Source organism: Fibrella aestuarina BUZ 2 (assembly GCF_000331105.1).
GTDB lineage: Bacteria > Bacteroidota > Bacteroidia > Cytophagales > Spirosomataceae > Fibrella > Fibrella aestuarina.
The window spans coordinates 6,094,791-6,113,874 of record NC_020054.1; the positions used below are offsets into that span (position 1 = coordinate 6,094,791).

Genomic DNA, 19,084 nt, shown 5'->3' on the forward strand with positions numbered 1-19,084 from the left:
ATAAAAATATGCGACAAAAACTTCTACTAAGTTGCGCCCTGTTTCTGGGCTGGCTCGCTCCGATGCTGGCGCAGAACCGGAGCATCAGCGGCCGGGTCACCGACGAAAGCGCCAAGGAGCTGCCCGGCGTCAGTATTGTCTTGAAAGGAACGCAGCGCGGTACGGTCAGCGAGGCCAATGGCCAGTACAAACTCAACCTACCCGACAGTGGCCCGGTCACGCTTATTTTCTCGTTTGTGGGTTACCAAAGTCAGGAAGTAAACGTAACGGATCAGGCCAATCTGAACATCAGCCTCAAGCCCGACGACAATTCGCTCGAAGAGGTGGTGGTCGTGGGCTACGGCACGCAGAAGAAAAAAGACCTGACCGGTGCCCTCTCGACCATCGAAGCCAAAGACGTGGCGGGGCGGCAAACCACCCAGATTTCGGAAGCGCTGCAAGGCAGCATCGCGGGCGTTTCGGTAACCCGTGGCAGCGGCGCACCGGGGGCCAGCTCAAGTATCCTGATCCGGGGCATCACCACGCTCGGCACCAACAGCCCGCTGATTATCGTGGATGGCGTGCCGGTCAGCAGCATCGACAACGTCAATCCGGGCGATGTCGAAACCGTGACGGTCTTGAAAGATGCTGCGTCGGCCGCTATTTACGGGTCGCGCGGGGCGGCGGGCGTCGTGCTCGTCACCACCAAACGCGCCAAAGAAGGCTTCAGCAGTTTTGAATATACGGGCGAATATGGCGTTCAGAAAGCCACCGCCCTGCCCACCTACGTCAACGCCCCCACCTACATGCGTCTGTTCAACGAACAGGCCACCAACGACGGTTCGGCCACTGGCCCTTACTCGCAGGACGTCATTACCAATTTTGAGAAGTATAACCGCGACACGCCCGACCTCTTCCCGTTTGCCAACACCGACTGGCAGCGCACGGTGATGACGAAGACCTACGCCCCCCGCTACCGGCACGACCTGGTTTTTACGATGGGGACGGGTAAAATCAAAACCAAGGCGTCGCTTGGGTACGTTAAGCAGGATGCGTTCTACACCAACTATTCCTACGAGCGGTATCTGTTTCGGGTCAACAACGACCTGCAAATCAACCCGAAGCTGAGCGCCAGCCTCGACGTGGCCTACAAGCGCACCAACACGGTTACGCCGGTGGTCAACCCGATCTACGAGGCGCGGGTGATGCCTCCTATCTACGACAATTTTTATGCAGATGGCCGATATGCGCTGGCGAAAGACGGGCGTAATCCCATTGCCCAGCTCAACGAGGGCGGCACCAGCAACGGCACCTTCAACCAGTTTCTGGGGCGGCTGGCCTTCAACTATAAACCCGTCGACGGCCTCACGCTGACGGCCCTGGTGTCGCCCACCATCGACCTCGACAAAACAAAGGCCTTTGCCAAGCGGATCGCCTTCACCAACCCCGACGGCACGCCCAGTTCCTTCAGCAATCAGGCCCGCACCACCCTCACCGAGGGGCGCAACGAGAGCCTGGCCATCACGGGTCAACTGCTCGCCAACTACAACAAAGATCTGGCCGGTGGGCACAACATCGACATTTTGGGCGGTTACGAAGAAATCTATAACTCGTTTGAATCGCTGGGCGCGTCACGCAGCGGGTTTGCGCTCACGGATTTCCCCTATCTGAATGCAGGCTCCCAGGAACTGCGCGACAATTCCGGCAGTGCCAACGAGGTGGCGCTTCGGTCGGTATTCGGGCGGGTTAAATACGACTATAAGAACAAATACTACCTCCAGGGTAACCTGCGTTACGACAAATCGTCGCGGTTCGACAAACAGTACCGGGGTGCCCTATTCCCGTCGGTATCGGCGGGCTGGACCCTGTCGGAAGAGGCCTTTCTAAGAAACAGCAGCTGGCTTTCGTTCCTGAAGCTGCGCGGCTCGTATGGCGAAGTGGGCAACGAACGAGTTGGCAACTATCCCTATCAGGCCACTATCAGCTTCAGCAACGCGCTTTTTTACCAGAACGGCGTGGTGGTGCCGCTCAACGGCGGTGGTCAGGTCGACTACGCGGTGCAGAATATTTCGTGGGAAACCACGCGCACCGTCGACGTGGGCATCGACGCGGCCTTCCTGAAAAACCGGCTCACCATCTCGGCCGATTATTACCAGAAACGTACCTACGACATCCTGCTGGCGCTCGACATTCCGCTTTATCTGGGCTACGAACGGCCGCAGCAGAACGCGGGCATTCTGGACGTGAAGGGCTGGGAACTGGAAACGTCCTGGCGCGACCGGTTGGGTAAACTCAACTACTCGGTGGCCTTCAACCTGTCGGATGCCAAGTCGACGGTCGTCGACCTGAAAGGCACGCAGGTGCTGGGCGCGCAGTCGACGTTCAAGGGCAGCGAGTTCAACGAGTGGTTTGGCTACCGCTCGGCGGGGCTGTACCAGACGCAGGACGAAGCCGCCAACTCGCCCCGCCTCAACACCAACGTCTCGGCCGGCGACGTGCGCTACCTCGACCTGAACAACGACGGCAAGATTACGCCCGACGATAAAGTGCTGCTGGGCGGCTCGTTACCCCGCTACCTATACGGCAGCACCATCCGGCTCGATTACAATGGCTTCGACCTGGGGCTGGTGATGCAGGGCGTAGCCAAGAAAAGCAGCCGCCTGCCCGACGACGTCGTGCGGCCCTTTGCCGAAGCGTTTGGCAACGTACCTGAGGAACTGGTGGGCAGGTTCTGGAGCAAAACCAACTCCGCCGAGCAAAATCTGGCGGCCCGCTACCCCCGCCTGTCGACCCGCTCGCTGGCGGCCAACTACGAGATGTCGGATTTCTGGCTCATTAGCGGGGCCTATTTCCGGGTGAAAAACATCACGCTGGGCTATACGCTCCGCAACAATTTTCTGAAGAAAATCGGGCTGCAATCGACGCGGGTGTACGTCTCGGCCAACGACGTGTTTGCCGTCCACAACTTCCCCAAATACTGGGACCCGGAGGTAGGCGGTTCGTCATACCCCATCGTCACGACCCTGATGGCAGGCGCCACGCTGAAGTTTTAACCGACCGCCGATTCCTGCATTGATAAAATCTTGCTGATCATGAAAAAATCATCCCTTGTCTTTCTGCTGGCGGCGGGCGTATCGGCCTGCAACAGCCTGGACCTGAACCCGCTCTCCGAACCGTCGACGGCTACGTTTTATTCAAACCAGACCGAGCTCGAACTGGCCGTCAATGACCTGTACCGGCTCGATTTCTGGGGGAACGACAACGAGCAATTTACCGACAATTACTGGCACCGGGGGCAACTGGGCAACGCTGTCACGTTCGGCACCATGAATGCCGAAGACGCCACCGTGCAAGCCTTCTGGGTGGCCTGTTACAAAGCCATTGCCCGGACCAACACCTTTCTGGCCAACAAAGACCGGGCCGCTGCCAGCACACCCGCCGCTACGCTGAAGCAGTTGGAAGCCGAGATGCGGCTGATTCGGGCCTACGAATATGCGCGGCTCATCGCGCACTTCGGCGACGTACCCCTGCTGACCAAGCCCACCGTGCTGGAAGAGTCGTATAGCGTAACCCGGACCCCGCAAGCCGAGGTGTTGAAGTTCGTTTTCGACGAACTCGATTTTGCCATCGCCAACCTGCCGCAGTCGTATGCCGCCTCGGCCGTAAAACGGCTCACCAAAGGGGCCGCGCTCGCCGTGAAGGCCCGGACGGCGCTGTATGCAGGCAACTGGGCCGTTGCCCGCGATGCGTCGCAGGCGATCATGCAGTTTACGGGCGCGGGGGCCTACTCGCTTCACGGCAACTACAGCCAGCTTTTTCTGAAAGCCGGCGAGACCAGCCCCGAGCTCATCATCAGTATTCCGCGCGACGAAGCCCAGAAAGTGTTTACCCAAGGCACCAACGTGCAGGACCAACTCCCCCGCCTGACGGGCGGCTTCGGCGCGCAGATCCCGACCCGCGAAATGGTCGACGCGTATGAATGCCGCGATGGCAAACCCATCGATGAGTCGCCCCTGTATGACCCCAAAGCGCCGTTCAGAAACCGCGACCCGCGCCTGACGGCCTCCATCGTGGAGTTTGGCACGCAGTGGCTCGGCTACAACTACCAGCCCCACCCCGACAGCACCACCACCTTCAGCAGCAAAGACAACCGGCGCGTATCGAACCTGGACAACCGGGCCGTGGCGGCGTTTGCCAGCTTTACGGGTTTTCTCTGGAAAAAAGGCATCGACCAGACCTGGGCCGACAAACGCAGCGAAGACAGCGACGCCATCATCATCCGCTATGCCGAAATTCTGCTCACCTATGCCGAGGCCAAGATTGAGCTGAACGAGATCGACGCCAGCGTACTGAACGCCATCAATCAGGTACGTGCCCGCGCCTACGGTGTGGCGGTTGGGCAAACGTCGGCTTACCCCGCCGTTACATCAACGAGCGTAGCCGAGCTTCGGCAGGTGGTGCGGCGGGAGCGGCGCGTCGAGTTTGCGAAAGAGGGGCTTCGGTACATGGACCTTATCCGCTGGCGGCTGGCCGAAAAAGCCCTGACCCGCCCGGTAATCGGCCTGCCCGACCCGGCGGTGCAAAACCGCTCGAAGTGGCCGTTTCCCGGCATTACCCCCCTCGACGACGATGGCATTGCCGACTACTCGGGCTTCGGTACCGACGTCAAAATAGTGGCGCAGCGCAGTTTCGACAAAACACGGCAATACCTGTGGCCCATTCCGGCCATTGAACGCCGCGTAAACCCGAACATGACGCAAAATCAGGGCTATTAACCCATGCCCGGTCTGGCTGCGGCACGGGTTGCCCGGCCAGACCGGCGATTTACTCCATCTAATGAAGCAATACATCCTTTCGGCTTGTTTGCTGGCCTGGGCGCTGAGCCACAGCCAGTTTGGTCAGGCACAATCTAAAAAACGGCCTTCCTACAGCGGTATTTACCCGCACTTGGCCATGTACAACAACGAAGGCGAGTGCGGCACGGGGGCCGTGGTGCCCTGGGCCAACAAGCTTTGGGTCATCACCTACGGGCCACATCTGCCGCAGGGTTCGTCGGACAAGCTGTACGAAATAACCCCGGATTTGCAGCAGATTGTCCGCTCGGAAAGCATTGGCGGCACCCCCGCCAACCGGATGATTCACCCGGAGAGCAACCAGCTGTTTATTGGCCCTTACGCCATTGATGCCAACGGCCACGTGCGGACCATTCCCTACAAAACCATGCCGGGCCGCCACACTGGCAACGCCCGCCACCTCACCGACCCGAAAGGCAAGATTTTGTACGGGACCATGGAGGAAGGCTTTTACGAAGTGGACGTAGTCACGCTGGCTCCCACCACGCTCTATGAAGACGGCAACCGGAAAACGCACAAGGAATCCGACGAATCGAACAACCAGCAAAACGCGCTGCTACCCGGTGCCCACGGTAAGGGCCTTTATTCGGGGCAGGGCGTGATGGTATATTCCAACAACGGGGAGCCGGGGCCAAAAGCACTCGTGCAGTTCGATATCGACGCGGGTTCGCTGTCGGAGTGGAATGGCAAAGACTGGACCGTGGTGCGGCGGAATCAGTTTGTGGAGGTAACCGGGCCGGGCGGTATTTACGGTAACAAAAATCCCGACACCGACCCCATCTGGGCCACCGGCTGGGACCACAAATCGGTGTTGCTGGGCGTGCGCGATAAACCCACGGGCTGGCACTTCTTTCGGTTACCCAAAGCGAGCCACAGCTACGACGGCGCGCACGGCTGGAACACCGAATGGCCCCGCATCCGCGATATCGGCACCGAGCAGAAAGCCGATTACCTGATGACGATGCACGGCCTGTTCTGGCGGTTTCCAGGTACGTTCACGGCGACCAACACGGCGGGCATTCGGCCCCGGACGGCGTATTTGAAAGTAATTGGCGATTTCACGCGCTGGAATAATCAACTCGTCTTTGGCTGCGACGATTCGGCCCAGAAAGAATTCCTGAACAAGCGCAACACCAAAGGCGCGATCGAAGGCCCCGGCCAGTCGAACTCCAACCTGTGGTTTGCGCCGCTCAACGTACCTGATCAGCTCGGCCCCAACACCGCCGAAGGGGCTGTTTGGCTGAACGAAGCCGTCAAAGCCAACCAGCCTTCCGATCCGTTCCTGTTTGCGGGCTGGACCAACCGGTCGGCCTGGGTGCAGAACACCGGCGACGCCGTAACGCTTACGTTTGAGGTCGACAAAACCGGCACGGGCAACTGGAGCAGCCTCCAGACTACCGCGCTGGGTGCGCACAGCGCGGCGCAGGTGGTGTTCCCGGCCAACGCCCCCGGCGAATGGATTCGACTTCGGTCCGACAAAGCCACGACCCTGTCGGCGCAGTTCACGTATGGGGCAAAGGATACCCGCTCCGGGGCGACCAACGCGCTGTTCAACGGCCTAGCTAACGTAACCACCACCAACACGACGGGCGGCCTGCTCTATGGCTTGAGCGACAACCGGCGGGCACTGGGGTTGAGTGCGTTAGCCTATAAAGGAGCCCTGCCAACCGACGTTGGTTACTACGAACTCGACGCCGACATGCGCCTGACCCGCAAAGCCGACGCCCAGACGCAGTCGTTTATCAAACGCAAATTCGCCATTCCCGAGCGGGTCGTTACGGTCGATGGCGGCAGCGTGCTGGTGGTCGATGACAAAGGTCGGCGATGGCGGTTTCCGCTGGGGGACAACGCTTACACCGACCTGACCAATCAGAGTGCTCTCCGTATCTGCCGGGAAGTGGCTACCGAGCGGGACCTGTTCAACTGCCACGGCACATTTTATGAACTCCCCGCTGAAAACGCCGATGGCTACGCCAAAGTCAGGCCTATTGCCTCGCACAACCTGCGGATCAACGATTATGCGTCGTATCGGGGGTTGCTGGTGATGACGGGCATCGACCTACAGGCCGCCCGTTCCAACGAACACATTATCGTTTCGGACGACAAGAAAGCGGCCATCTGGGCGGGGGCGATCGACGACCTCTGGAAACTGGGTAAACCAACCGGCCACGGTGGCCCCTGGACCAATGCAGCGGTGAAAGCCAACGAAACGTCGGACCCTTACCTGATCGGGTTCTACGACCAGCGGAGCCTGCAACTGTCGCACAAAGCCAGCTCGCCCGTTACGTTTACCCTCGAAGCCGACCCCGTAGGCACGGGGGTCTGGATGCCTTATAAAACCATTACGGTAGCGCCCGGCCAGGTCAATACGTTTGTATTTCCGGCCGAATTTCAGGCACGCTGGATTCGCTTCAAAACCGACAAAGCCTGCGAGGCAACCACACGGCTCAAGTATGAATAACGGTCAGCGCAGTAACCCAAGGGGCCGTAGCAGCGAGAGCCGGTTTCGCTGAGGCGACTTGACACTTCGTAAACCAGGCTGGGCGGCTGGGTACGTTGGCCGACGGCTAACGTACCCAGCCGCTACCAGTTTCTTGAAACCGATACCGGGTGGCGTGGCGGCCGGAGTGGCAACGGGCCAACTCAGGCAAAGCAGCAGCGCTACGTTCAGACGAAAGACCATAGTGGTCAACAGAAAGGCAACCGACCGTCGGGCCCATCGGGTGATGGAGCTAAACGGTCGGTGCTATGGGTTAGATTTACGCTTCTACGCCTAATACGGCGTCTTCCTCAACCGGAATCATGTAGGTATTCGACGTGGCGGCCAGGCTTGCGCTCGGGCCACCCACCGGCTGTTCATCGACCTGAATCTGCACCCCAACGCCCTGGCCGCCATAGAACGTACCGCTTGAGAAAGCCGATACCGAGCTGTTGTTGATCGCGTATTCCGACGACTTGATGTTGATGAGGTTGTTCTGCTTACACTCGTTGAAGACCTTCTCGATTTTCACGAAATACAGATGGTGCGAGTCGTTGGAGCCGCTGAGCTTCACCTTGTCGTTGAACCAGATCGCCACGTACCCGGTGAGCAGGCAGTTGGCATTCCAGTTGATGTTGTAGCTCTGCGTGCCAATCACCATCGTGGTGTCGAGGATCGTCATGGGCGGGGCCGTTACAGGCTGCTCAACGCTCCAGGTCTGCGAATGGTCGGTGCTGAACTGCTGCGAGGCCGAAAACGAAACCGTAGTTGTCACCTTCGTTCCCAGCTCAGCAACGGTCGGTACTTCGACTGAGGCACTTACCTCAATCCCGATTGAGAGGTCTTCGGTCACCGACCACGTAAACGACTGCTCGGTGGTTTCCTCCTGCTTGTAGGTATAGGTTTGGGGAATAGAACTATTGTTCCGAAACTGTGTGTGTACCGACGACACCGTGCCGGGCTCCGGTGACGGTGCGTTGGGGTCATAGACGATGGGTTGCTGATTGGCCTGCACTTCATACTGACGGTAATCGTCGAGTTCGCTGTGCTGGCTGTAATTGGTACTGGCCGTGAACTTTACGCCGCCCCCATTGTACTGTTTGTTCATCCAGTTGCCCCAGGCATTGGTAATGTCTTGCAAAGAAGTTGCCATGATACTTTGTGTGTTAAGGTGAAAAAAGGATAGTCACTTCGTCAGACGAAGCGCCTGGCTGGAGGCTCAACCGGCGATCGTTTGACGGTAGCAAAGGTGGGGTAATGCCCCCCTCGGCGCAGGCGCAGAACAACCCAAACAGCAAAGCGGGTAGTTTCTGGTGGCAGCCCCCGGTGCTTCTGACCGATTTTGAAAACGGGTGTTTCTACGGGGGCATGATCCTATTAGAATGTGTTGCTTTGCCACTTAATCCTTTTCCTTCATATGCAAACCGACAAAACGCCTACCTACGCCGTACCCCTCAAAGACGCCGAACAATGGGTCACCAACTGGGTCAGTGCCAACACTGAAGGCAAAACCCTCGACCCCACCGATATGCGGGCGTTTCTGGTGCACCGCGAAGACTTTATTGAGTTGCTCAGGCAGTACGATACCGAATACGTGCGCCTCTACATGGGTCGTCGCAAAGACGTTGATTCGGATGGCCAGTTGAAAGCCTGTCTGCTGATGGTATCAGCGACGCGCCAGGGCACCATCGACCCCAAAGCCTCGGACCCGGACCTGATTGTCGATCTGGTTGGTCAGGTAACGATTCAGGAGGACGACACGACGCTGGAAGCGAATTATCAAGTGTTTGATTTCTCGCAGATCTGCCCGCCCATGTGCGACCCAACCAGCCCGCTGTTCATCGGTGAGCCCGACGCCCGTTGTCAATAAGTCGACACGTCTATGCAAGACTTCCTGATTTGGTTTAGCCGGTATGGGTCCTATTGCCTGCTGCTGTCGGCGGGCATGGTCCTGTTTCGGTTTCAGTACCTGACGGGGTACCTCCGGTTTGTGGGGTGGTTTGTCGGGCTGGCAGTGGCGGGTGAGTTGGTTTCGCACCTGACGGCCCACGTCCTCCACGTTCCGAACACCTACATCCTGCACGGCTACACCATACTGGAATTCAACATCATTGCGTTAGTCTATGGTCGTTTTTTTGGCCATTTCTACAGCCGTTTCTTTGTGCCCTGGCTGATGGCTGGTTTCACCGTCCTGGCCCTGCTGAATAGCGCGTTCATACAGCCCCCCACCGGGGGCAACGCCTATGCCCGCGGGCTTGAAGCCATCCTGGTTATTGCGCTGGCGTTGCTGGCGTTTTACAAACTGCTGAACGAGCTATCGGCCCGGCGGCTCGACAAGCAGCCGATCTTCTGGATCAACACAGGATTCTTACTCTACTTCGCGGGCAGTTTATTCTTTCTATTATTCAGTAACGTTGTCTTATACGACTCGAACCAAACGCTTAAATTCGCCGTATTCGCACTCCATGTGTTGCTCATTGTCATGATGCACGTGCTGATCAGCATCGGGTTATGGTTCAGTCCCAGCCTTCGGGCGACATCTACATACTGATTTTCGGTGGTTCACTGGCCTTTATCATGCTGGTGATCGGCATTGTGGTCTTTCTGCTTGTGTATCAGAAACGAATAGCCGCCCAGGAGTTACGGGTGAAACAGATGGAACTGAGCTACCAGCAAGAGGTCATTTACCGCACTCTCGACGCCGTCGAGGATGAGCGCAAACGGGTCGCCCGCGATCTTCACGACGAGGTGGGCGCGGCGCTGTCGGCCATGCGCCTGCTGTTGGCTCAGCTTACGCAGACTGCGCCGCCTTCCGATGCGTCGCGCCACCTCACCAGCCAGTTTAAATACGTCATCGACAGCACCATCGACAACGTACGGCGGATTTCGAACGACCTGCTGCCACAAGGACTCGACGAACTCGGCCTGACCTATGCGATAGAAGGCCTCTGTGAAAGCGTGATGGCGCTGGCCGATGTAAACGTGGAACTGACGGTGGCGCCCGACCTGACTCTACCCACCCGCGCTAACCTCATTGTGTACCGGCTGGTGCAGGAGTTGCTTAACAACGCCCTCAAGCACGCCGACGCCACCGACATCCGGCTGTCGCTGCTGCGCGAAGCCGATACGCTCGTGCTGCGCTACGCCGACGACGGCAAAGGCTTTGATTTTGAGCAGGCCTATCAGCAGCGCAGCTTCGGCCTGAAAAACATTGAAACCCGCGCGCAGATGCTGCAGGGTCTGGTTGCGTTCGACACCAGCCCCGGCGAAGGGCTTCGGGTTGAGGTGACGTTCCGCCCCTAGACGCTATCTTCCACTCCCTATTGCCCGAACGCTGTTATGTCCAACCCCATCCACGTAGCCATTGCCGACGATCAGGTTTTGTTCCGAAAGGGCATGATCGGGATCGTCGATAGCTTCGATGGCATGCACATCAGCCTCGAAGCCGATAACGGCCGCAGCCTGCTCGACGGCCTTGCCACGGCTTCGCCCCTGCCCGACGTAGTGCTGCTCGACCTCTCGATGCCCGAGTTGAACGGCGTTGAAACTACCAAGCTGATTCACAAACAGTATTCAGGTGTCAAAATCATCATCCTGTCGGTATACAGTGAAGACCGGTTTGTGACCCACCTGATGGACCTGGGCGTGAATGCCTACCTGTTCAAGAACGTAGAACCCGAGGAAGTGGAGCGCGCCATCCGCGATGTCGTGGAGAAAGAGTTTTATTTCAACGAAGCGTTCCTGCGGGCCATGAAAAACCGGATGGCCACCCGCAAGCCCCGCCGCGTGCTGACCGAAGCGGCCCCCGCCACCCTGACCCCGCGCGAAATCGACGTGCTGGGTCTAATCTGCAAGCAACTAACGGCCCCCGAAATTGCCGATCAGCTGTGCCTGAGCATTCGCACCGTGGATGGGCACCGGGCTAACCTGCTCGAAAAGACGGGGTCGCGCAACACCGCCGGTTTGGTCCTGTACGCCATTAAAAACAGCCTGATCGACCCATCAGAACTACTGAGCTAGCCTACAGCGCACAAAAAAGGGGTGGATCAGTTGCCACCCCTTTTTCTGCACATTAACCTCACTTTGAATTTTCTTCGGTTTTCAGGACAACCCGGCGAACAGCGCCATCGTCGTTTTGGGTGACCGTGACGAAAAAGACGTCCTCGGCTTTGCGGCCAACATCGACCTGCCCCACAAACTCACCGCTGAAGTCTTTCAACTCGCGCCGGGCCACCTCTTTGCCTTTGGTGTTGGTCACCACAATCTGCACGTCACCCTTCTTGGGGGCGCTGAAGCGCACATTGAGCAGGTTGCGGTCGGGGTTATTCGGGTACACGTCAAGGCCGCGCACGGTCGAGGGTTGCGCGCCCCCATCAACCCAGACGTTGAACGGGCGGGCAAACTCCCGCTGCCAGTCACGGCTTTGGAAAGCCCGGTTCATGCGGTCGGCCATCGGCGCCAACTGACGGCGCAGGGTAACGTCCATATCACGGCCCAACCGGCGCATGTTGCGCGACAGCGAATCCAGCTGCCGCCGCTGAAGCCGGAATTCCCGCGTGCGGCGTCCACCGCGCGTAGTATCGTCATCGTCGGCGTCGTACCGGAAGTGCAGATCAAAATCGGCATCCCCCGGTGCCATCGGCGCGATTACTACGTTCGGCGCAGCAGGCGGCATGGGCGGTGTTGGCGCCATAGCCAGTGCTTCACCATCCAGAAACCGGTCTTCGACCACCCGGTTCCGGCGGCTCGTGCGGCTACCACCCGAGGCCGGCCCCCGGTACGAATCTTCGATAATGACCGAAATATTGCTGTCGCCCTTGCCTTTCCGGGCTGCCCGCAACGAGTCGATGAGCCGATTGACGAGCGCATCCCGCTTTTCGTCGGTCATGCCGTCATTGCGGTAGGTACGTTCGATGGTGCGCGTGTCTTTGCCGTTGCGTTCGGTAATTTTTACGCGCATCTGACCCGGTTCATCGAGTTCACGTTGCGCCATCGTAACCGATGAGAGGCCGCCCAGCAAGCCAAGGCACAGGGCGAACCGGAGAGCGGTGGTGGTTGTTTTTTTCATAGGAGTCAGTCAGGAATTTATCGTACGTAACGGAGCGACGGCCATTGCTACACGTTAAAAGTTGTTAAGCAGGCAATGTCTTTTTCGTCTGGTTGGTTGTTTGTGTACCTTACCTCTCCCCCGGCCCCTCTCCTTAAACCAAGGAGAGGGGAGTCTTACGGTCAGGCTTCTGATTGTCGTACGTGGTCAACCAGAAATAAGCAAGACGTTAAGGTCCCCCTCTCTTTGGTTTAAGGAGAGGGGCTGGGGGTGAGGTAATCAAACAGATAAAGAACCCGTTCGCTCCGTTGCATCGAACGCCAAAAAAATAAATGTCAACGAAACGCATCCGCTGGATTGTTCTTTCGATGGCCATCGGGCTGCTGGGTTTAGTTGGGTTTCAGCTATACTGGATCAGCACGGCCCTGCATTTGCAGAAAGAACAGTTCGATTATAAAGTTACTGACGCGCTACAGGAGGTTGTCCGCAGCCTGGAGCGCCAGGAAATTCAGTATCAGGCCCGGCAGCAATTGCAGCTTCAGCACCAGCAGCAGCAGTTGATGGCTATTGGGCGGAAAAATGGCAAAGCCAACACACCCCAGACCACGGCTCCTTCCAATGCGCTCGATGCCAGCCCGGACCGGATCGCTGCCAACCAAACCCAGCCCCGGCAACGTACCCAAGGAGCTACCCAGCGAGCCACCCAACCCCATTCGGGTCAGGCAGGTACGTCGGTAGCGGGGCGCGATATGCCCGGCCCGATCGTGGTGCAATCCGACGCTCTGCATCCACGCACGCAAACGCTGACCCTGGAACAAGCCCAGGTGGTCGAAGCCTTCTTCCGGCAGCAGGAAGAGCTTATGGCTATGGGTGACTGGCAAACACAACTGGCTCAGCAACAGCGCTTCGAACGCTGGATCAACGAAATTGCGGCCAACCCGCTAAATCAGTTTCACGATGGCGAGCTCACGCTGGTCATGCCCGATTCGGGTACGCACCGCAGCGGACCCACCCGCCCGCGCAAAACACGTACCTACAAGGCCGCACCGCTCGCCAAAACCGCGCCGACCAACGTACCCAAACCAAGCCAGGAACAGGGCATTACGGCCGTTAATTCCATGACCCACGCCGAGCAGGCGCAGATGATCAAAGATGTGCTGAAGGGTCTGCTCATGTCGGATCGGCCACTGGAAGAGCGCGTCGACCGGTTTACGCTCGATACGTTGCTACGTCAGGCCTTGCAGGAGCGCGGCATCACCATTCCGTACAACTTCGCCGTTCGGAGCAAAGGGCAATCGCGGTTTCTGTTTGCGTCGATGCTGGCCAGCCAGGCGTCGATGAACCGACAGTTTGATGATTACGGCTACAAGGCGGCGCTATTTCCGAACAACATTCTCGAAACGGGCAATTATGTCTACCTCTTTTTTCCCGACCAACGCTCGTTTATCCTGAGCCGCATGACCGCCACGCTGGCGGGGTCGGCGTTGCTCATTCTGGTCATCATGGGTTGTTTCTATGTCGCCATCACGACCATTCTTCGGCAGAAGAAAATGGCCGATATCAAGAACGACTTCATCAACAACATGACCCACGAGTTCAAAACGCCCATTTCGACCATCTCGCTGGCGGTGGATATGGCCCGCGAACAGCTCCGGTCGGCGCAGATGCCCTCGTTGGTGGGTGCTGCTGGCAGCCCTCCCCCCACCAACGAGCTCCCCGAACGACTGGGCCGCTACATGGGCATTATCCGCGACGAAAATCAGCGGCTGGGTTCACACGTAGAGAAGGTGTTACAAATGGCTTTACTCGACAAGGGCGAGGTCAAACTCAAGCTCAGTTCGGTCAATGTGCACGACGTGATCGAGAAAGTGCTCAACACAATGAGCCTGTCGATCGAGCAGCGACAGGGCGACATTGAGCTGGAATTCGACGCCACTGACGAGATTGTGCAGGCCGATGAGGTACACCTCACCAATATGCTCTACAACCTCATCGACAACGCCATCAAATACTCGCCCGAGCGGGTGGCGATCCGTATACGTACCCGCAACACGACCCTGCCCGACCCCAAAACCGGTGCCCCGCGCCCATCGGTGGCCATCTCGGTAGCCGACCAGGGGCTAGGCCTGACCAAGGAGCAGCAAAGCCGCATCTTCGACACCTTTTACCGCGTCCCGACGGGCAACCGCCACGACGTAAAGGGCTTCGGGCTGGGTCTGAGCTACGTGAAAAAGATGGCTGAAGAGCACCACGGTCAAGTCACCGTGAGCAGTACCCCCGGCCAGGGAAGTGAATTTGAAATCGTTATACCAACGTCTACTAATGAGTGAAAGAGATAAAGAGTGAATCGTTCGACTTATCACTCTTTATCTCTTTCACTCTTTACCACCTATGCCCTCAATCCTACTCGTTGAAGACGACCCTAACCTGGGCCAGCTTACACAGGAATACCTAACGCTGAAAGGATACCCGACCGACCGCGCGACCGACGGCAACGCGGGCCTGCAACAGTTCATGGCCAACACGTATGACCTGTGCATTCTCGACGTGATGATGCCGAAAAAAGACGGGTTCACCCTGGCCAAAGAGCTGCGCATGGCCAACCGCGACGTACCCATCATTTTCCTGACGGCCAAGTCGATGCAGGACGATGCCATTCAGGGTCTGCGCCTCGGGGCTGATGACTACATCACGAAGCCGTTCAGCATGGAGGAATTGCTGTTGCGGATTCAGGCCATTTTACGGCGGTATCAGCGCACCGAGAACGTACCTGAAACGGGCATTTACCAGATCGGCACGTTCCAGTTCGACTACCCGCGCCAGACCCTCACCCGCAACGGCGATGGAGCCGGCCAACGCCTGACGAGCAAAGAATCGGAATTGCTGAAGTTGCTGGCGCAGAACCTCAACCAGCCGCTTGGCCGCAGCTTTGCTCTGAAAATGGTCTGGGGCGACGACTCGTATTTCAACGCCCGCAGCATGGACGTGTACATTACCAAGTTGCGCAAATACCTCAAAGACGACGAGCAGGTGCAGCTCGTAAACGTGCACGGCGAGGGATTTAAATTAGTGGCGTAGGGGAATTGTCGGTTAGTGTCATTGGTTGTCATGGGTAGTCATTAGCCTTCAGCGTCATTGATGCGGTCCGCCGCTGCGAATCTCTCACAATGAATGACGCCGAAGGATAATGACTACCCATGACGCGAAGCAAATGACTACTTCTTTTCAACCTCGTCGGCCGCGCCGGAACCGGCAGTCGGCGGCTATTCGGGAGATGGTGCAGGAAACTCGCCTGCACGTCTCTGACTTCATTTTTCCCGTTTTCGTGATGGAGGGCGCTGGCCAGCGAACCGAAGTCGCGTCGATGCCCGGCATTTTCCGCTACTCGCCCGATCTGCTGCTCGACGAAATCGGCCGCTGCCTCGACCTGGGCATCACCACCTTCGACCTGTTTCCGAATCTGCCCGAGGCGAAGAAAGACAAGTACGCTACCGAGAGCCAGAACACGGAGGGCCTGTACCTGCAGACCATTCAGCGGATCAAAGCCAAATACCCGGAAGCCTGCATCATGACCGATGTAGCAATGGACCCCTACAGCTCTGACGGTCACGACGGGCTGGTGGATGACGGCCAGATCCTAAACGACGAAACGCTTGAGATTCTGAGCAAGATGGCCGTAGCACAAGCGCAGGCCGGTGCCGACATGCTCGGCCCTTCCGACATGATGGACGGCCGCGTGGGCTACATGCGTCAGGCGCTCGACAACGCTGGCCATAAGAACGTGGCGATCATGTCGTACACGGCCAAGTATGCCAGTGCCTTTTACGGCCCGTTCCGTGACGCGCTCGATTCGGCCCCGAAGTTTGGCGACAAGAAAACGTATCAGATGAACCCGGCTAACCGCCGCGAAGCCCTCATCGAAGCCGAACTCGACACCGCCGAGGGCGCCGATATCCTGATGGTGAAGCCTGCGCTGGCCTACCTGGACATCATCAGTCTGTTGCGGCAGAACAGCCAGTTGCCCATTGCCGCCTATAACGTGTCGGGCGAATATGCCATGATCAAAGCCGCCGCCCAAAACGGCTGGCTCGACGGCGAACGCGCCATGATGGAGTCGCTGATGGCCATCAAACGCGCCGGTGCCGACGTCATTCTTACCTATTTTGCCAAAGAAGCCGCTCAGTTGCTAGCCAACGCATAACCGTCAGGTACGTTCCCAACCGTACCTTTGCTGACCCGCCCAACCCTTGCGTTGGGTGGGCCAACTTGTATGGCAACTTATGTAATTCGGAATGCCCGCGTCGTGAATGAGGGGCAGATTCAGGAACGCGACGTTCGAATCGAAAACGGTTTTATTGCTGAGCTGGGTACGTCCGTAACGGCAAAGGCGGGCGATGAGGTTATCGATGCGACGGGCCACTACCTGATGCCCGGCGTAATCGACGATCAGGTGCATTTTCGGGAGCCGGGCCTGACCCACAAGGCCACCATCCGCAGCGAATCGCGGGCGGGCGTGGCCGGGGGCGTCACCACGTTTATGGAAATGCCCAACACCGTGCCTAACGCGCTGACGCAGGCGCTGTTGCAGGACAAATACGACATTGCCGCCCGCACCGCTTTTGCCAATTACTCGTTTTTCATGGGCGCCTCCAACGACAACCTCGACGAGGTACTGCGCACCGATCCACAGTCGGTATGTGGGGTGAAAGCGTTCATGGGTTCATCAACGGGTAACATGCTGGTCGATAATGAGCAGACGTTGAACGCACTCTTCTCGCAATGCCCCATGCTGATTGCCACGCACTGCGAAGACGAAGCTACCGTTCGGGCCAACACAGCCCGCTACCGCGCCGAATATCCCACCGATGCACCGGCTCACATTCACCCGCTGGTGCGCGACGAATTGGCCTGCCTGCGGTCGTCTAGCCTGGCGGTTGAGTTGGCCAAGCAGCACAATACCCGGCTGCATATTCTGCATCTGACGACCGCCGATGAGCTGAATCTGTTCCGCAATGATATTCCGCTGACCGAAAAGCGCATTACGGCGGAGGTGTGCGTGCATCACCTCTGGTTTTCGGCTGACGATTACGAGACACTCGGCAACCAGATCAAGTGCAATCCGGCCATTAAAGCGCCGCACCACCGTGCCGCCCTCTGGGAAGCCCTGCTTGACGACCGGCTCGACATCATCGCGACCGACCACGCGCCGCATACCTGGGAGGAAAAGCAACAGCCCTACTGGCAGGCGCCGTCGGGTTTGCCGCTGGTGCAACACCCGCTGCTGCTGATGCTGGAAGCGAGCCTTCAGGGAAAAATCTCGCTCGAAAAAGTAGTACAGAAAATGGCCCACGCCCCCGCCGATTGTTTTCAGATCGATCGCCGTGGGTACGTTCGGGAAGGCTACTGGGCCGACCTGGTGCTGGTCGATCCGGGGCAGGCGACCGAGGTAACGCCTGACTCCATTTTGTATCAGTGCGGTTGGTCGCCGCTGACGGGGAAAACGTTCGGTCACCGCATTACGCACACCTTTGTATCGGGTGAGCTAGCCTACAAAAACGCAGATTCTGGAAGCGCGTTCCTGGTGGAACGCGCCGGGCAACGGATCAGCTTTGACCGTTGATTGATCATCAGACCTTATAGGTTTTAGAAACCTATAAGGTCTAGCAGTATTCACTAATTTATAATCGTGTCGATCAGCCAGCTGACGATAGCCACCACCAAGCTGAACAGCAGCGCTGAAATGAAGCCGCTGACGCCGAAGCCTGCGATGAGGTAGTCGGCCAAGTAGACCATCAGCACGTTGATCACGATCAGGAACAGCCCGAGCGTCAGGATGGTGATGGGGATGGTCAGGAACGTCAATACCGGTTTAACGAAGGCATTGAGCAGACCCAACACGATAGACACGATCAGGGCGGTGGTGAAGCTGTCGACCGATACGCCCGTGATGATGCGGCTGGCGACAAAAACCGCCACTGCGTTGATTAGGATACGAATGATGAGACCCATAGAAGCAAGTTTAATGGTCAATGGTTAACGTTTGATCGGCCCGGAATCACAGACCGATTGAACCTTAAACAGTGAACGTTGCACTTAGTTTGCGTGTCGCTTCTGTAGAACGGCAATTATATCGTCGAGCGACAAATTTCGCTGTTCGAGCAACACCAGGTAGTGAAACAGCAGATCGGCCGCTTCGCCTTTGAAGAGATCGTCGTTACTGTCTTTGGCTTCGATCACCAGTTCGACCGCCTCCTCGCCCACTTTCTGGGCAATCTTGTTGACACCTTTGTTGAATAGGCTTGTCGTGTACGACCTATCGGAGGGGTTGACCTTCCGGTCGTGGATAATACCTTGTAGGTAGTTCAGAAACTGCCCGCGGCCCTGGTTCACCTCCTCGAAACACGTGTCGGCTCCGGTATGGCAGGTGGGTCCGTCGGGACTGGCCTTGATCAGCAGCGTGTCGCCGTCGCAATCGACCAGGATTTGCTTCACGTGCAGGAAATTACTGGATGTTTCGCCCTTAGTCCAGAGGCGTTGTTTGCTGCGGCTAAAAAAAGTAACGATGCCTTCGGCCTGCGTTTTTTCGAAGGCTTCCTGGTTCATGTAACCCAGCATCAGCACCTTCCCGGTCTGATCGTCCTGAATAACGGCGGGCAGCAGCCCATCGGGCGATTTGTCGAAATGAATAGTCATGGGTATTGGGTGGTCATTGGTTGTCATTTATGG

16 protein-coding genes are annotated in these 19,084 nt (G+C 57.8%); 11 read left to right on the forward strand and 5 right to left on the reverse strand.

The annotated features are described in order from the left end of the window. The first annotated feature begins 8 nt into the window (after window positions 1–8). From FAES_RS25260 to FAES_RS25270, 3 genes are all read left to right on the forward strand, one after another. Window positions 9–3,032: a SusC/RagA family TonB-linked outer membrane protein gene (locus FAES_RS25260; RefSeq protein ID WP_015334039.1), complete on the forward strand. Its 3,024-nt coding sequence runs from the start codon at window positions 9–11 to the stop codon at window positions 3,030–3,032. A 39-nt stretch (window positions 3,033–3,071) separates the two neighbouring features. Beyond that, window positions 3,072–4,754, forward strand: coding sequence for a RagB/SusD family nutrient uptake outer membrane protein (locus tag FAES_RS25265; protein WP_015334040.1), 1,683 nt, complete (start codon window positions 3,072–3,074; stop codon window positions 4,752–4,754). A gap of 61 nt (window positions 4,755–4,815) precedes the next feature. Continuing rightward, entirely contained in the window at window positions 4,816–7,293 is a 2,478-nt protein-coding gene (locus tag FAES_RS25270) for a hypothetical protein (RefSeq protein ID WP_015334041.1), read from the forward strand. A 3-nt stretch (window positions 7,294–7,296) separates the two neighbouring features. Here FAES_RS25270 and FAES_RS30235 read toward each other — a convergent pair whose 3' ends face one another. Both FAES_RS30235 and FAES_RS25275 read right to left on the reverse strand, forming a co-directional pair. Beyond that, window positions 7,297–7,515, reverse strand: coding sequence for a hypothetical protein (locus FAES_RS30235; RefSeq protein WP_148289446.1), 219 nt, complete (start codon window positions 7,513–7,515; stop codon window positions 7,297–7,299). A gap of 76 nt (window positions 7,516–7,591) precedes the next feature. Beyond that, complete coding sequence (locus FAES_RS25275; protein WP_015334044.1) at window positions 7,592–8,464, reverse strand: ETX/MTX2 family pore-forming toxin; 873 nt, start codon at window positions 8,462–8,464, stop codon at window positions 7,592–7,594. 264 nt (window positions 8,465–8,728) lie between these two features. Between FAES_RS25275 and FAES_RS25280 the strand changes: the two genes are divergently transcribed. From FAES_RS25280 to FAES_RS25295, 4 genes are read left to right on the forward strand one after another with little or no spacing between them, the layout of a single operon-like run. Continuing rightward, window positions 8,729–9,181 carry a hypothetical protein gene (locus FAES_RS25280; RefSeq protein ID WP_015334045.1) on the forward strand — a complete coding sequence of 151 codons (453 nt, stop codon included), beginning with the start codon at window positions 8,729–8,731 and terminating at the stop codon, window positions 9,179–9,181. 12 nt (window positions 9,182–9,193) lie between these two features. Further along, window positions 9,194–9,862, forward strand: coding sequence for a hypothetical protein (locus tag FAES_RS25285; RefSeq protein WP_015334046.1), 669 nt, complete (start codon window positions 9,194–9,196; stop codon window positions 9,860–9,862). Then, entirely contained in the window at window positions 9,823–10,614 is a 792-nt protein-coding gene (locus FAES_RS25290; RefSeq protein WP_015334047.1) for a sensor histidine kinase, read from the forward strand. Before FAES_RS25285 ends, FAES_RS25290 begins: the two co-directional genes overlap by 40 nt. Window positions 10,615–10,650: 36 nt before the next feature. After that, window positions 10,651–11,331 carry a response regulator transcription factor gene (locus FAES_RS25295; RefSeq protein WP_015334048.1) on the forward strand — a complete coding sequence of 227 codons (681 nt, stop codon included), beginning with the start codon at window positions 10,651–10,653 and terminating at the stop codon, window positions 11,329–11,331. 58 nt (window positions 11,332–11,389) lie between these two features. Here FAES_RS25295 and FAES_RS25300 read toward each other — a convergent pair whose 3' ends face one another. Then, on the reverse strand, window positions 11,390–12,379 hold the full coding sequence (locus FAES_RS25300; protein ID WP_015334049.1) for a T9SS type A sorting domain-containing protein: 990 nt from the start codon (window positions 12,377–12,379) through the stop codon (window positions 11,390–11,392). Window positions 12,380–12,690: 311 nt separating this feature from the next. Here FAES_RS25300 and FAES_RS25305 point away from each other — a divergent pair, with 311 nt between their 5' ends. The 4 genes from FAES_RS25305 to FAES_RS25320 all read left to right on the forward strand — a co-directional run bounded on the left by FAES_RS25305 (window position 12,691) and on the right by FAES_RS25320 (window position 17,978). Beyond that, complete coding sequence (locus FAES_RS25305) at window positions 12,691–14,688, forward strand: sensor histidine kinase (RefSeq protein WP_015334050.1); 1,998 nt, start codon at window positions 12,691–12,693, stop codon at window positions 14,686–14,688. A 61-nt stretch (window positions 14,689–14,749) separates the two neighbouring features. Continuing rightward, entirely contained in the window at window positions 14,750–15,436 is a 687-nt protein-coding gene (locus tag FAES_RS25310; RefSeq protein ID WP_015334051.1) for a response regulator transcription factor, read from the forward strand. A gap of 133 nt (window positions 15,437–15,569) precedes the next feature. Continuing rightward, window positions 15,570–16,559, forward strand: coding sequence for a porphobilinogen synthase (hemB, locus tag FAES_RS25315; RefSeq protein ID WP_041258390.1), 990 nt, complete (start codon window positions 15,570–15,572; stop codon window positions 16,557–16,559). A gap of 69 nt (window positions 16,560–16,628) precedes the next feature. Further along, the gene (locus FAES_RS25320) at window positions 16,629–17,978 is read left to right on the forward strand and encodes a dihydroorotase (protein WP_015334053.1); all 1,350 of its coding nucleotides are present in this window, start codon (window positions 16,629–16,631) and stop codon (window positions 17,976–17,978) included. A 53-nt stretch (window positions 17,979–18,031) separates the two neighbouring features. Here the strand turns inward: FAES_RS25320 and FAES_RS25325 are convergent, their stop codons facing one another. Both FAES_RS25325 and hisIE read right to left on the reverse strand, forming a co-directional pair. Further along, the gene (locus tag FAES_RS25325; protein WP_015334054.1) at window positions 18,032–18,367 is read right to left on the reverse strand and encodes a phage holin family protein; all 336 of its coding nucleotides are present in this window, start codon (window positions 18,365–18,367) and stop codon (window positions 18,032–18,034) included. Window positions 18,368–18,451: 84 nt separating this feature from the next. After that, window positions 18,452–19,051 carry a bifunctional phosphoribosyl-AMP cyclohydrolase/phosphoribosyl-ATP diphosphatase HisIE gene (gene hisIE, locus FAES_RS25330; RefSeq protein ID WP_041258391.1) on the reverse strand — a complete coding sequence of 200 codons (600 nt, stop codon included), beginning with the start codon at window positions 19,049–19,051 and terminating at the stop codon, window positions 18,452–18,454. Window positions 19,052–19,084 lie beyond the last annotated feature (33 nt).

Excerpts from the sequence above, each read along its gene's own strand:
- FAES_RS25270 (WP_015334041.1), top strand. The coding sequence starts at position 4,816 with ATGAAGCAATACATCCTTTCGGCTTGTTTGCTGGCCTGGGCGCTGAGC.
- FAES_RS25320 (WP_015334053.1), top strand. The coding sequence starts at position 16,629 with ATGGCAACTTATGTAATTCGGAATGCCCGCGTCGTGAATGAGGGGCAG.
- FAES_RS25310 (WP_015334051.1), top strand. The coding sequence starts at position 14,750 with ATGCCCTCAATCCTACTCGTTGAAGACGACCCTAACCTGGGCCAGCTT.
- FAES_RS25285 (WP_015334046.1), top strand. The coding sequence starts at position 9,194 with ATGCAAGACTTCCTGATTTGGTTTAGCCGGTATGGGTCCTATTGCCTG.
- FAES_RS25300 (WP_015334049.1), bottom strand. The coding sequence starts at position 12,379 with ATGAAAAAAACAACCACCACCGCTCTCCGGTTCGCCCTGTGCCTTGGC.
- FAES_RS25260 (WP_015334039.1), top strand. The coding sequence starts at position 9 with ATGCGACAAAAACTTCTACTAAGTTGCGCCCTGTTTCTGGGCTGGCTC.
- FAES_RS25280 (WP_015334045.1), top strand. The coding sequence starts at position 8,729 with ATGCAAACCGACAAAACGCCTACCTACGCCGTACCCCTCAAAGACGCC.
- FAES_RS25265 (WP_015334040.1), top strand. The coding sequence starts at position 3,072 with ATGAAAAAATCATCCCTTGTCTTTCTGCTGGCGGCGGGCGTATCGGCC.
- FAES_RS30235 (WP_148289446.1), bottom strand. The coding sequence starts at position 7,515 with ATGGTCTTTCGTCTGAACGTAGCGCTGCTGCTTTGCCTGAGTTGGCCC.
- FAES_RS25290 (WP_015334047.1), top strand. The coding sequence starts at position 9,823 with ATGGTTCAGTCCCAGCCTTCGGGCGACATCTACATACTGATTTTCGGT.
- hisIE (WP_041258391.1), bottom strand. The coding sequence starts at position 19,051 with ATGACTATTCATTTCGACAAATCGCCCGATGGGCTGCTGCCCGCCGTT.
- FAES_RS25295 (WP_015334048.1), top strand. The coding sequence starts at position 10,651 with ATGTCCAACCCCATCCACGTAGCCATTGCCGACGATCAGGTTTTGTTC.
- FAES_RS25325 (WP_015334054.1), bottom strand. The coding sequence starts at position 18,367 with ATGGGTCTCATCATTCGTATCCTAATCAACGCAGTGGCGGTTTTTGTC.
- FAES_RS25275 (WP_015334044.1), bottom strand. The coding sequence starts at position 8,464 with ATGGCAACTTCTTTGCAAGACATTACCAATGCCTGGGGCAACTGGATG.
- FAES_RS25305 (WP_015334050.1), top strand. The coding sequence starts at position 12,691 with ATGTCAACGAAACGCATCCGCTGGATTGTTCTTTCGATGGCCATCGGG.
- hemB (WP_041258390.1), top strand. The coding sequence starts at position 15,570 with ATGACTACTTCTTTTCAACCTCGTCGGCCGCGCCGGAACCGGCAGTCG.